Genomic DNA, 13,044 nt, shown 5'->3' with positions numbered 1-13,044 from the left:
TTCGCCTTTTTCTACATGAAAATCCTCTCCTCATTCTTTCCTCTCTTTTCCTTCGTACCACAAGAGTCAGCCGCTCTTCTCCGCATTTTCATATCGGGGTTGCGGCTGAGACGCCATGGTCGTTTTCTGTGCGATATAGCCAGCTCTGTGCTGTTTTATTCGTGTGTAAGAAATGTGTATACTAACATACAGAAGTAAGAGGATAGGAAGGTAGAGAGCCAAATTATGAATGTGCATGAAATTCTCGAACAGATTAACGAACGCCTGCTGCGGCAACTGGCCGAAGTAAACGGGTGGCCACTTTCGCAAACGGAAGATGCTGCGCTTGCTATAGACGAACTTTCACATTATCTAATCAGTTCCGCTGCGATAGAGCGTACCTGGCTTACGCTGACCGACGAAGAGAAGGAGATGCTGCTGTACTTTTTGTTTCGTGTCGGCCGGGATATCGTTACATACCGGCAGATGGAGGAATATGCCAGATTGGCATCACCGCTTGCTGCCCACAGCGGTTTGACAGGGCTTCGGCGCCGCGGTCTGGTGTATACGCTGCGCCGTTTATGGGGAGAGCTTGCATACTGCCTGCCGGATGATATGGGCACTGCATTTCGAACCTGGCTGCTGTCTCATGCATGGCGTGAACGAGATACTGGTATAGGTATTTTGATTGACGGTTGGGATACGGTATCCGTACCGCTAAGCAGCGTGCTGTTCCGCCTGCTCCAGATACATCGGCACCAACCGATCGCGCTGACGAAAAAAGGGACGATGACAATGAAAACCCGTCGGCTCTGGCATCGTGTCATTCCATATCCTGAAGAAGCGTTTGGATCCGTTGTGTCCGAAGCAACGGGTGAGGAAGGGCCGCGTGATCGTTTTTTACTTGGGTTATTGCTTTCGCTTGGCCTGCTTCGCAAACAGACAGCAGATGGCGTAATGCAGTACACGGTAGACGAGGCGCGGGCGGCGGACATATTCCGTGGCCGGGAAGCTGCGGTGCAGCGCCGTCTCTACCGGGAGGTGAAAGAAAAGTTCAGCCTGCTTCACCCCTGTTATTCTATAATTTTGGATTGGATGGAAGCCTCCCGGGAGAGTGTCTTTTCACTGCAGGCTTTACGGAAGGCAGAATACGACCTGCTACAGGGCACGGTTTTTGCGGGAAAAGACAAGCACTGGGAAACATTCGCAGAAGAGGTGGCTCCGCTGCTTGTGCTGTTCGGTTTTGCTCTAAAGAAAGGAGAAGGAGAGGAGGCTATATACTCCTGGGTTCCGGATCTGTTTACCGCTGAACAGGAACAGGAGATAGGGATGTACACAGGAAGCGGGTACGTCCAGCCCACCTTCGAGGTTTTGCTATTGCCGCATGCACCGTATGAAGTTCGCTGGGAACTTGGTGCATACGCCGGGCTGGAGGAACAGCAGGAAGTGTGGCGGTTCCGCTTGACGCAAGAATCCGTTCAGACGACAGAGAATGAGAAAGAGAACAATCGCCTGCTTAGGCTTTTGGAACAAATCCACCCCGATGTGCCTGTCAATGTCCGGGAACAGTTGAGCCAGTGGCTGTGCGGCGGTTCATATGTAATGCTTGCACGCGTAACAGTGCTGCGCTGTCCTGATACAGAGACTGCTACATGGCTTGCGGCGGACCGCGAGATGGCGGATTGCCTGCTGGAGCGGCTGAACGAACGGGATTTTCTGGTGGAAGAGGAAAAACGAGAAAAATTAGAACAGGCACTCGTACGAAGAAACATAAGGATAAGCGAACAGAAGGCGGCCAGACCAGAAACAGACAAAGCACAAAAAGCGGAAGAAATGATATCCTCTTCCGGCGGGTTAGAAAACGGATATAAAGTCGAATCCATATTTCCGGCTCTCACAGACGTGCTTCCGGAGCTTAAAGAGGTGCCTTCAATATGGTATAAGAACTTCCAGCGTTACCACCACTCTACGCTGCGTAAACTAATGGAATCAGCCCGATCACTCGGAGTTCCATTATCCGCGGAAATCGACGGTCAGCCCGTGGAAAACATACGCATTCTTAATATAAAGGCTGGAGAAGGGCAGTATTGCTTGACATTAGATGTAAGCGGCACAAGAGAAGACGTCCAGCTGGAAGATATCGGCCGAGTCAGGTTGCTTTTCCCTGCGCTTCCTGGCCAGGACTAGGCAGGGGATATGTGACGTGATACAATAATATAGAGGTGAGATTATGTCAAGCCGGATGATGACTTTGTCACCGCTCGATTTTCAAGAGGTCATGGAGCGTGCTTACCGTATCGGCGAGCTGCTTACAGGCTCCGAAGAGATGAAGCGGTATCTGGAGTCCCGCAGAAGGATGGAACAGGACCCGGAAGCCGAGGCGAAGATTGCTTCCTTCAATCGAATGAAGGAAGTGTATGAAGAGGTACAGCGATTCGGGAAGTATCACCCGGATTACAATAAAGTCACGCGTGAAATCCGCCAGAAGAAGCGCGAGATGGAGCAGGTAGCGTCTGTAGCCGCATTCAAAAAGGCCGAAGACGAACTGGATGAATTGCTTTATCGAGTTAGCCGTACGATAGCCGATGCTGTGTCGAAGAGCATTAAAGTACCGAGCAACAATCCATTATATGAGATGATGGGTGGTTGTGGCAGCGGCGGTTGCGGTACGGGGGGCAGTTGCGGCTGTTCTGCGAAATAGTTAGGTACCCCGGTGTGCAGGGCATAGAAGAAGTGAGGCGGCAGGCTGCTCCTTTCGCCGACACAGGGCCGTCTGAGTGATCAGACGGCCCGTTTCTGCCTTGTATACCGAATCTCTTAACCGGAAGTGCAGGGGCTTTAGAGCTGAATTTATAAGTAATAAAGTTGTCACTTCTTCTTACAGACAGGTCCTTGATGATGAATATCACTAATGCTACTATACGAAAAAGGAGAGTCGGAGAATGAGAGAACACCGTGTCGGGCTTGCGGTTTACGTCAAAAACACCAAGGCAGCCCGCAATTTACGCAAGTTTGGCAACATCCACTACATATCCCGTCGTCTGAATTATGTAGCAATGTACACCGCTGCAGATACATTGGACGAGACGATTGAACGCATCTCCCGGCTTGACTTCGTTACAAGAGTAGAGAAATCGCACCGCCATGAAATTCCGGTTCATTATGACAATGCCAGGCCGGATAAGGCAAAAGAGTTCGACTATAAGATGGAAGAATCACAAATTTTATCCATTATACGTGGTGGAGAGCAGAGCAGATAGATTGGGGAGGGGAGAGGCAGCCTGATGAATTGGATGTGGAACATTCCTATTTTCTTGCTTGCTACAGGAGTACTTGGCTTTATTATGTATATCGTATTGAGTGACGACCAGAAAAAAACGCATTAATTTCGGAAGTCAGCAACCTAAACAAGGGTTGCTTTTTTGTTTAGATTAGCCGAGATACAAAGAGAGAAAAGAGAAATGGATGAGGGGATTATGCAGAATCATATCAAGAGTAAGCTTCGCTTTGTTTCCCTAAGCGTAATTACGTTGACGTACTTTTTTGTGCAGCATCATTCCACTTTTTCGTCCGTGGTATTCTGGGGATTAACACTGACAGGTTGGATGATTGGGGTTGTCGTCTATACCTGGAAAGGCAAAAAGGCGGAAATGTTTCTCGCTTCAAAAGAGCAGATGCTTCGCGTACTGGACTTTATTTTTGTTCTGGGATATATGTGGGTTACCGGCGGGGTAGATGAGAGCCCGTATTTAATTCTAATTTATCTTGGCATTGCTTCCGTTGGATTATATGACGAGAAGCGAGTTGGGGTGCTGTATTCGTTTTTGGCGGTCATTGTGTTAATTGTTTATGATTGCGGATATACCTACATATATGAAGGGCAATGGCGCACGTCTACGAATGCGCTGTCGCATATTTTTATGCTTCCTGTGTTTGGTGTAATGGCAAATTTACTCATCTCGCATTTTCAACGGATAAAGAAAGAAGAGCAAATCGTGCTGGATGAGCTGGTGACAAGCCTGGCAAAGGCTATCGGAAGCAAGGATTCTTATACGCTCGGCCATTCGACGCGCGTGCAATTGTATTCGCTTGCTCTGGGAAAAGAGCTGGGACTAAACCAGGATGACATGTTTACGCTCAAATATGGCGCGCTGCTGCATGATATCGGAAAAATCCATATTCCTTCTACGGTATTGAACAAGACGGGAAAACTGACCGAGGAAGAATGGCTTGAATTGAAGGGCCATTCCCTTGAAGGAGCGCGTATCGTCGGCGGGCTGAAAAAGTTGAAGGGCGTACGCGATATCATTTTATACCATCATGAGAAATACAACGGACAAGGGTATCCGCACGGACTAAAAGGCGAGGAAATTCCTCTTTTGGCGGCGATCGTAAATGTCGCCGACTCATTTGACGCCATGACGTCTTCCCGTTCTTATAATACACCGAAATCGATCGAGGAAGGAATGGCGGAAATTAAGCGCTGCACCGGCACACAATTCCATCCGAAGGTTGCAGAAGCTGCACTTTCTCTCTATCAAAGGGGGAGATGGCCGCAGCCCAAGCAGGCAGCGCGCTGCGAAAATGAAGAATTTGCGTATGAGCGGGATGAAGAAGAAATATAAAAATGTGGAAAAAGTGCAAATGTGCTGAAATTGTTACAATTTACCTTCTGACTTGCTAACATGGGAAAAGTTTTGGTTGTACAATAAAAGTGTACAGAAAAACCTGCAGCGAGGAGGAAGAAGAAATGTTTAAGAAGATTCTGGTAGCGATCGACGGTTCGGAGATGAGCGACAAGGCGCTGGAAGCCGCATTATCTATCGCGAAAGAACAAGGGGCGAAAGTCAGCCTGCTGCATGTAGGAAAAGAAGTTGTTGTGCCGCCCTACATGGTTGGGGAAATGGTGTATATCTCCAGGGAATACGACATTGATTTTGATGAGGCGATGAAGAAAGAAGGCGAAGAATTGCTTGGGCAGGCGAAAGCCAAAGCGGAAAAACAGGGGATCGAGACGGAGACGATTTACGTTAAAGGAGATCCGGCTCGCCAAATCGTCGAACAGGCGGAAGAAAATGGATACCAGCTCATCGTCATCGGCAGCCGTGGTTTAAGCGGATTCAAAGAATTGATGCTTGGAAGCGTTAGCCATAAGGTTTCACAATTGGCAAATTGTCCGGTTTTAATCGTAAAATAGCATAGAATGCAGATAGGAAACCGTACCGGTTGGGTGCGGTTTCTTTTTTGTGGTATAGGAAAGTATATTTCGCTTTACAGTGATAAAGCAAAATACGTGAGTTTTTCTCATTATAGTTTAGCAAAAAACAATTTGATAATTGGTAAAATATGGTATAATTTGAAGAAAGGAGGGAAAAATATGGTTGAGGATGTTACCGGATATGTTACAGAGCTCATTCAGAGAGGGATTCGATACGGTGCAAGCGATATTCATCTTGAGCCGACAGCGGAAGGAATTGTCATCCGATTTCGCCTGGACGGGTATTTGCAGGAAATTGAAGAGAAAGAAGAAGGATGGGGACCGCCGCTCGTTTCTCGTATCAAGCTTATGAGCGGGATGGATATCGGGGAAAGGAGGCTGCCCCAAGACGGAGGATTTGCCTTTCAGGTCGGCAAGGGGGAAGAATATCGCTCCATTGACATACGTGTTGCGACTTTGCCCACCATCCACGGCGAGAAAGTTGTGCTCCGCCTGCTGCCGCATGAGACGAAATACCAGTCACTTGCTTCGCTTGGCATGAACGGAGAGAACGTTTTTCGGGTACGCGAGATGCTTGCGAAAGCACAGGGCATGATTCTCATTGCCGGCCCGACCGGCAGCGGCAAAACAACGACGATGTATACGATGCTCCATGAGCTTAAACGGCACGGCCGCAATATCGTATCGCTAGAGCAGCCGGTTGAATACCGGATTCCAGGCATTAATCAGGTGCAAATTCATCCGCGTGCCGGACTGTCGTTTCATGAAGGGCTTAGAGCGGTCCTGCGCCAGGACCCGGATGTGATTCTTGTCGGTGAAATCAGGGACAAGCCAACGGCAGAAGTGGCGGTGCGTGCCGCGCTTACCGGCCATCTTCTCATCTCAACGATTCATACGCTGGATGCGGTAGGCACAGTGCTTCGTTTGTTGGATATGGGAATTGAACCGTACCTGGTCAGCTCTGCGCTCACCGGCGTTATCGCGCAGCGGCTCATCCGCAAACGGTGCCATCATTGCTACGGACGGAATGCGGAATGCGCAGCCTGTCATGGTACCGGGTTTCGCGGACGGCTTGGCATTTATGAAGTATTGCAGATAGAAGAAGAATTTCACCCTTATATTCTTAATCGGTGTTCAGCAACGACCATTCGCCGTTACCTGGAGAAGAGCGGATTTGTATTTCTTTCTTCGCTTTTGGAACAGAAAATTGTGGAAGGGGTGGCTGAGCCGGGTGAGCGGGAGCTTTATGAAGCGTATGCGGGAAGAGACAGGGTGGTCCGATGAATCACTGGCCCGTTTAAGCCAGCGACTTTCTTATTTGCTGGAAGCCGGAATTCCGCTTTTGGACAGCCTTCAGCTTACGAGCGATCATTTTGCCCGCCGGGAGAAACAGCAAATCTTGCATGTACTTGAACGGCTTGAAGCGGGTGCTCCATTGTCGGTAGCGTTTGAACAGATGAAGGTACCGACATTGTTTCTTTCGCTGATTACGGCAGGTGAACAGCACGGCCAGTATGCTTCCAGTTTCGCATTTGCCGCGCGTTATTACCGCAGGCGTGCCGTCTGGAGACACCAGGTATATCAATTAATTAGTTATCCTCTTTTGCTGCTTATCCTGTCCCTTGTTTGCCTTTGGTTTTTACTCCACATGATTATGCCTCAAATTTCCTCAATGTATAGCGCGATGAACCTTTCACTTCCACCGTTGACTCGATGGTTACTTTATGCTTTCTCACTGATTCCTTCTTATGCTGTTTCACTTGCCGGCGTGTTGATCTTAGTCCTGTGTACGGCATTGATTATTCACCGGAAACACCAATTGGTTCCGCTATTGTTAAAACTGCCTGTTATACGATATTGGATTACCCTACAGTATAGTCACTATTTTGCAATGCAGGCGGGACTTTTGCTTGAAGCAGGCATTTCTATTCTGGAGATATGCCGCTTATTTCACCAAAAAGCACCGTGGTTTTTACTGCGGGAAGTGGCGGCGGCAGTAGAGAATGAGCTGCGGCACGGATTTTCGTTAAGCCATGCATTGGGTGCGCATTCTTGTTTTACCAAAGAGATGGTCCGCTATATCGAATTGGGGGAGGAAGGAGGGAGAATGGGAGAGTGTTTGCTGTTTTACAGCGAACAGATAGAAATTCATATCAAACAGCAGCTTGAAAAGGCGATGCGGTGGTTAGAACCAGTGATACTGATTGGGGTAGGCGGAATTGTGTTTGTCGTTGTTTTATCATTTTTTTTGCCGGTTCTGCAGATGATGAATGAGGTGAAATGATCAGAAGAAAGGTGGAAGTAAAGTGAAGCGTAGAAGAAGCCGGAACCCGCAGGACGGATTTACGCTGATTGAGCTGCTCATCGTAATCGCGATTATGGGCACGTTCTTAATGCTGGCGCTGCCTACGTATAAAGGGGCGGTCGCCAATGCGCAAAACCAAAGTTGTAAAGTAAATAAACGGATGGTTATCACTGCTCTTGAAGTATATGCGGCCGAGAACGGAGGGGCGTATCCGGCACAAGCGACCGCACTGACAGACTTAGAGAATAAAGGGTATCTTCGGGAGGTTCCGTCCTGTCCTTTGGGGGGAACCTATTCAGTGGAGATTTCGTCTGACGGAAAGAAAATTGATGTGAAGTGCAGTCGCCATGACGCGTCATCATAAGAACGGATTCACGCTGATTGAAGTATTGATTGTCGTCGCTATTCTCGGGGGTGTCCTGGGCTTTGCAATTCCTTCGGCCATGCAAATAATGCGTCATATGCAGGGAGATCAGTTCATCGAGACATTGAGCGCAGATTTATATCTTGCCGCAAATGAAGCATTAAGCTATAGGGGAATGGTCCGCGTGAAGTTTGAGCCATGGAACGGGATATACGTGGTGCATCGAATATGGGAAACATACCAAAAAAAAGTGAAGATTCCGGCCGGTTTTGTGGTTTCATATAACTTTGGTGACGGCACGCTCATCTTTAACGAGTTAGGGCATGTGCTTCAGGGAGGAACCATTACTGTTGTTTATCCGAATGGTGTTGCGAAGAAAATTACGGTTTACATGGTAAGCGGCCGTTTTGCGATAAGCACGGCATAACGGAGGGGAAAAATGAGAGAAGATGGATTCACTTATATTGAATCGCTGCTTTCCCTTGTACTGTTTGCCATATTCGTTCTGGTTATTCAGGCGACACTCTACACTACAATGCGGGAGAGAGCAGAGCGTACGGCGGAGACGCAAGGACAGTTGCTTGCCTGCTCACTGCTGGAACAGTGGAAAGCCGGTCATACGATTGATGCAGGCGAAAGGGAAAACGGAGGCAAGCGCTACCGTATACGGATAACGCCTGTAAGGGTGACGGAAATGGTAGAAAAGTGCGAGGTGCAGGTGCTTTGGGAAAGCGAATGGACAGGAGAGAGGCGGATTGGATTCACAGGGTATCGATTTACACCCGCAGTCTCTGCAACGCCAGGGGAGTGACCCTGTTGGAAGCATTGCTTTCCTCCGTTATTTTATGCACGGTGCTGCTTTCGGTTTTATTCTGTTTTACCGGGGCGCAGCGGCATTTTACCTATGCAAAGGAAATAGCGGAATTGGAGGCGGAGGCGCGCGGGTTGTTTTCTTATATGGAAACGGAAATGCGCCAGTGTAAACGGTTTGAGAGAGTGGGCGACAAACTTTTTCTGACTCATCTGAGCGGAATGAACATCACATATCAGAAGGTGGGGGAGCAAATTATTCGGCGCGTAAACATGGAAGGCTATATTATCATTGGACGGTATGTGCGTGTTTTTCAAGTTGAAGCGGAGGCAGGCGGGTGCCGATTTTATGTCGAGCTAAAGAAAGGAAAGGCGACCTGGAGGGGAAGCCGGTTTCTCGGGAAAAGAGTGGAGCTTGCGGAAGCGAAGTGATATAATGCAGAATAGTTTAACAAATGTGCGTGGCGCGACGCTGTTTATGGTGCTCGTATATGTGCAAATCATGCTGCTTGTCGTCCTGCATACGTTATCGTTCCTTAGTCTGCTGCGTCCCATCTCCCGTAATGATCAGGAGCGCATGCGGCTTCATTATATCGCGGAGGCGGGCGTGTTTATGACAGCTGAAAGTATATTAAAGGAGCCTGGCAACTATGCGCTTCGCGAATATCGGATCGAGGATGCCGTGATTCAAGTCATGGTAGAGGCGCGTGGGACAGACGAGGTATGGATGATGGCGGCTGCAAATTCTTCGTCTCGCACTACGCGATTATGGGCGACCATGAACAAAACCACGGGAAAGATAACGAACTGGAGTGAATTCAAAATTGACAATTAGGCAGCTTATTTTGATTGGTTTTATGGGAACAGGAAAGACAACGATCGGCAGCGCGATTGCCGAGCGCACCGGCTGGAACCAGGTGGATATCGATCATCAGATTGCCGAAGCCGTAGGCAAAGAAATCCGGGAAATCTTTGCGGAAGAAGGGGAGGATGCGTTTCGTGCGCTTGAATCCCAGGTGTTAGAACATGTGCTTGCGAGTCCGGTTTCGCAAATTGTGACGACCGGGGGCGGCGTGGTTACCCGCCCCTGCAATGTAGAGATAATGAAACAACGCGGGCTAACGGTGGCGCTCACCGCAGAGCCGGAGACGATCATCGACCGGCTGCGTGCTGATACGAGCCGTCCGCTGCTCGCCGGTGATATGGAACGGAATGTAAGGCGGCTAATGGAAGAGCGTGCCGGACTATATGACTTTGCTCCGGTACGGCTTTCCACTGACGGTAAGAGCGTAGAAGAAATCGTGGATGAACTCTGGGCGCATCCCGTTTTTCAGCGCTTTCTGGCAGAGAACGACTGAAAAGGGACAGAAGCGGACACGCTATAACTAACAGGGTAAAGCAAGGAGGCGTGTCTGATGTCTTCGCAGGAATATGTAAAATATCTGGCTCAACGTTTTGTCAAATACATGGAAACTCCGAAAGAGCAACGGACCAAAAAGCCGAAAGAAACGCTTTTGTATCGCTGGTTTGGTATGCTGCCACTTTCACTTAGCATGCTGATTCGCCGCAGACGAAAGTAATAAAACAAAAACCGAACCGGCCGGGTTCGGTTTTTGTTTTATGAGTGCAGCTGCTGTAAATAAAACAGGCCGCTGTTTATCATCTCGACTTCAATGCGCGGTTCATACTGCCAGCGCAGCTCGTCCAATCGCTTTTCTCTGTGTTTTGAGGAAGATTCCTCGCCTTCTTCCCCGGTGGCTTTTTTGGCGGCGTAGAAGTGTTCGGTTTGCGTCAGCTCTGCTGCCAGGCGTCGGCGCGCTTCTTCGGCCCATGACTTGTCCTCTTTTTCTATCAGGCTCTGTGTATACTGTTCGAGGCGCTGTACTGCTGAGTCCACGCTAAAAATCGGACGCATCGTATAGGCATAATCCGGCAAAACCGGCAGCATGCTGCGTACTTCGAGCATATCGAAGAAGTTCTCCTCAATCTGACCATGAAGTAAATTAATGCCGAGTGAGACAAGGCGATCCTTCTTGCGGTCGCAGATAAAGGAAATCTTATAATTGACACCAAGCCATGGAGTAAGCGCGGTATGTGCATCTGCCGCAGCGAACGGTACAGTATGTTCGTACAGGCGGATATAGCGGCCGTGCCGACGCGCAGATGCAAAAAATTGCTGAAGACGCGGAGAGCCAAACGCAATGTCTTCTCCGTTTACCCCGGATGGCAGGGCACTACGATCAAATACAAGCGTCATATACATCGGCTGCGGTTCTAATTTCAGCCGCTCTACATACGTCCAATAGAAGGGGCGATTGCCCAGGTCTTTATCTACTTCCACCGGAAGCTCGACCGTAAAGTAGGCAGGATGCGTCTCTTCATAACGGGCCTGGTGCGCCGCAAAATACCGCTCCAGAAAAGAACGAACTTGTGCTTGATTCACGGGAGCACCGCCCCTTCCCATGAATCTGAAGCAGGCTGGATAGATTCCATGCTCTGACGTACGGATTGGATGACCTGGCTTAAGTTGTCCATTTTGATAGCTAACTCGCCTTCGCTTTTCGAAGACAGCAAAATATCAATCACGCTTTTCTCCAGCGATTTATTCAAATGGAGCCGATCGATAATCGTATCTAATTCTCCGATTACCATCTCGAACAGATTAATTTTTTCATAAAGTAAATGGAGGATTTTTTCCTCGATCGTGCCCCGGGTCGCAAGATTGTAAATATAGACGTCACGTGTCTGACCAAGGCGGTGTACACGGCCGATCCGCTGCTCGACCCGCATCGGGTTCCACGGCATATCATAGTTAATCAGACGATTGCAGAACTGCAGGTTGATTCCTTCCCCACCGGCTTCGGTAGCGATAAGCACCTGCGCCCGGTGTTCGAACAATTGGCTCATCCAATCTTTTTTACCACGCTTAAATCCGCCGCGAAACAAGACGGACGTAATGCCGTGCTGGGCCAGGATATACTGCAGGTATTCCTGGGTAGCGCGGTATTCGGTAAAAATGATGACCTTATCGTCCGATTCTTTGATGATCTCGAGAACTTTCTCCGCTTTCCGGTGCGTTGTTACCTGCTTTAATGTTTCGATGAGTCCACGAATGCTCTGCCTAAGCGGCGACGACTCGGGTGCGCGGTTATGCATGTTAACCAGTGTCATAAATGCGGCATCCCGGCTGCTGCAGATTTCGCGCTGCAGCGTAATCAATGCAAGCGGATTCTTGTAGCCCTCTTCATCACTGTGATAGCGATCCTGTACAAAACGGGTAACTTGATCGTAGAGCGCTCTTTCTTCCGACGACAGCTCAATAGGAACCGTAATAACGTGGCGGGCAGTAAATTCCACTTTGCCGTCGGCGCGCCGATTACGAACCATAATCTTTTTCAGTTCCTGCTTGAGGGTTTCATTATTTTTAACCTGCCGTTTTCCCTGTACGTAACTTTCCTGGAATTGAGTGGATTGTCCCAGGTGCCCCGGCTTTAGCAGTGTAATAAGGTTGTATAGCTCATCGAGTTCATTTTGAATCGGTGTTGCTGTAAGCAGCAGGCAATATTTTTTCTTCAACTCCTGAATGAACTGGTAGTTTTTCGTATGCTTATTTTTGAGTTTATGCGCCTCATCAACAATCACAAGATCATACGGTTGATTAAGCACAATCTCACGGTGAGGGGGACGTTTGGCGGTATCGATGGACGCAACGATTACATCATATTGTGTCCACATATATTCTTTTCGCTGCGCCGCCGCCGGAATGGCGAATTTGCTGCTCAGCTCCCGTACCCACTGCACAACGAGGGAGGCAGGCACAAGAATAAGCGCTTTTTGGACCAAACCACGCACCATGTATTCTTTTAGAATTAATCCGGCCTCAATGGTTTTTCCCAGGCCCACTTCATCGGCAAGCAGGGCGCGGCCGTGCATGTCACAGATGACTTTCTGCGCCGTTTCGATCTGGTGGGGGAGCGGGGTTAGGTACGGCAGGTGACGCAGGCACTGCAGTTCATTGAAATCCCCGATTGCGCAGGCGCGGGCTGCTTCCCATGCCAGGCGGTATAATTCGCGGTGATGCCATGGTCCGTCTTGCTGCATTCTTGTTTTAAAGCTATCGATCCAATCCCGCTGAAACGTAATAGGGATGTCCGTCATGTTAAATCCACCCTCCTAAGTCTTATGGATAGGATGCACGAAAAGGAGAGAATCTATGTAAAAATTTGTTTGAGGTTGTTTCAAAGGAGGAGGGGAAGGGAAAAAATACTGTAGTCTTTAGACAAAAAAACACTATGGCATCTCAGCCGCAACCCCGATATGAAAATGCGGAGAAGAGCGGCTGACTCTTGTGGTACGAAGGAAAAGAGA

Annotated in this window: 16 protein-coding genes; 14 read left to right on the top strand and 2 right to left on the bottom strand. The window is 48.9% G+C overall.

Annotation, left to right across the window (positions count from 1 at the left end; all coding sequences use genetic code 11):
• Positions 1–225 precede the first annotated feature (225 nt).
• From B2899_RS04350 to B2899_RS04285, 14 genes are all read left to right on the top strand, one after another.
• On the top strand, positions 226–2,166 hold the full coding sequence (locus B2899_RS04350) for a hypothetical protein (RefSeq protein ID WP_286884300.1): 1,941 nt from the start codon (positions 226–228) through the stop codon (positions 2,164–2,166).
• 43 nt (positions 2,167–2,209) lie between these two features.
• Entirely contained in the window at positions 2,210–2,680 is a 471-nt protein-coding gene (locus B2899_RS04345; RefSeq protein ID WP_349679040.1) for a YlbF family regulator, read from the top strand.
• Between the two features lie 241 nt (positions 2,681–2,921).
• On the top strand, positions 2,922–3,239 hold the full coding sequence (locus tag B2899_RS04340) for a YlbG family protein (RefSeq protein WP_146810251.1): 318 nt from the start codon (positions 2,922–2,924) through the stop codon (positions 3,237–3,239).
• 201 nt (positions 3,240–3,440) lie between these two features.
• Entirely contained in the window at positions 3,441–4,604 is a 1,164-nt protein-coding gene (locus B2899_RS04335; protein ID WP_286884297.1) for an HD-GYP domain-containing protein, read from the top strand.
• Positions 4,605–4,729: 125 nt separating this feature from the next.
• A complete protein-coding gene (locus B2899_RS04330) occupies positions 4,730–5,176 on the top strand; it encodes a universal stress protein (protein WP_146810253.1) in 447 nt (148 codons plus the stop codon).
• A 180-nt stretch (positions 5,177–5,356) separates the two neighbouring features.
• Positions 5,357–6,481, top strand: a complete 1,125-nt coding sequence (locus tag B2899_RS04325) for a GspE/PulE family protein (protein WP_286884293.1) — start codon at positions 5,357–5,359, stop codon at positions 6,479–6,481.
• Complete coding sequence (locus tag B2899_RS04320) at positions 6,429–7,481, top strand: type II secretion system F family protein (protein ID WP_286884291.1); 1,053 nt, start codon at positions 6,429–6,431, stop codon at positions 7,479–7,481. The genes B2899_RS04325 and B2899_RS04320 overlap by 53 nt, the downstream gene beginning before the upstream one ends.
• A gap of 22 nt (positions 7,482–7,503) precedes the next feature.
• Positions 7,504–7,866: a competence type IV pilus major pilin ComGC gene (locus tag B2899_RS04315; RefSeq protein ID WP_146810256.1), complete on the top strand. Its 363-nt coding sequence runs from the start codon at positions 7,504–7,506 to the stop codon at positions 7,864–7,866.
• Entirely contained in the window at positions 7,850–8,293 is a 444-nt protein-coding gene (locus tag B2899_RS04310) for a GspH/FimT family pseudopilin (protein WP_286884288.1), read from the top strand. Before B2899_RS04315 ends, B2899_RS04310 begins: the two co-directional genes overlap by 17 nt.
• Positions 8,294–8,305: 12 nt before the next feature.
• A complete protein-coding gene (locus tag B2899_RS04305; protein WP_286884286.1) occupies positions 8,306–8,677 on the top strand; it encodes a type IV pilus modification PilV family protein in 372 nt (123 codons plus the stop codon).
• Between the two features lie 5 nt (positions 8,678–8,682).
• The gene (locus tag B2899_RS04300) at positions 8,683–9,108 is read left to right on the top strand and encodes a ComGF family competence protein (RefSeq protein ID WP_146810259.1); all 426 of its coding nucleotides are present in this window, start codon (positions 8,683–8,685) and stop codon (positions 9,106–9,108) included.
• A 4-nt stretch (positions 9,109–9,112) separates the two neighbouring features.
• Positions 9,113–9,511, top strand: coding sequence for a pilus assembly PilX N-terminal domain-containing protein (locus B2899_RS04295; RefSeq protein ID WP_146810260.1), 399 nt, complete (start codon positions 9,113–9,115; stop codon positions 9,509–9,511).
• Positions 9,501–10,034 (top strand): shikimate kinase, encoded by a 534-nt coding sequence (locus B2899_RS04290; RefSeq protein ID WP_286884283.1) that lies wholly within the window; start codon positions 9,501–9,503, stop codon positions 10,032–10,034. The genes B2899_RS04295 and B2899_RS04290 overlap by 11 nt, the downstream gene beginning before the upstream one ends.
• A 57-nt stretch (positions 10,035–10,091) precedes the next feature.
• Positions 10,092–10,256: a YqzE family protein gene (locus tag B2899_RS04285; protein WP_286884282.1), complete on the top strand. Its 165-nt coding sequence runs from the start codon at positions 10,092–10,094 to the stop codon at positions 10,254–10,256.
• A gap of 38 nt (positions 10,257–10,294) precedes the next feature.
• Here the strand turns inward: B2899_RS04285 and B2899_RS04280 are convergent, their stop codons facing one another.
• Together B2899_RS04280 and B2899_RS04275 are read right to left on the bottom strand one after the other, a co-directional pair.
• A complete protein-coding gene (locus tag B2899_RS04280) occupies positions 10,295–11,119 on the bottom strand; it encodes a YqhG family protein (RefSeq protein WP_286884280.1) in 825 nt (274 codons plus the stop codon).
• Positions 11,116–12,834, bottom strand: coding sequence for a DEAD/DEAH box helicase (locus B2899_RS04275; RefSeq protein ID WP_286884279.1), 1,719 nt, complete (start codon positions 12,832–12,834; stop codon positions 11,116–11,118). Before B2899_RS04275 ends, B2899_RS04280 begins: the two co-directional genes overlap by 4 nt.
• Positions 12,835–13,044 lie beyond the last annotated feature (210 nt).

The organism is Aneurinibacillus sp. UBA3580 (genome assembly GCF_002375825.1).
Taxonomy (GTDB): Bacteria; Bacillota; Bacilli; order Aneurinibacillales; family Aneurinibacillaceae; genus Aneurinibacillus; species Aneurinibacillus danicus.
This window is presented reverse-complemented; position numbering and strand designations above follow the sequence as displayed.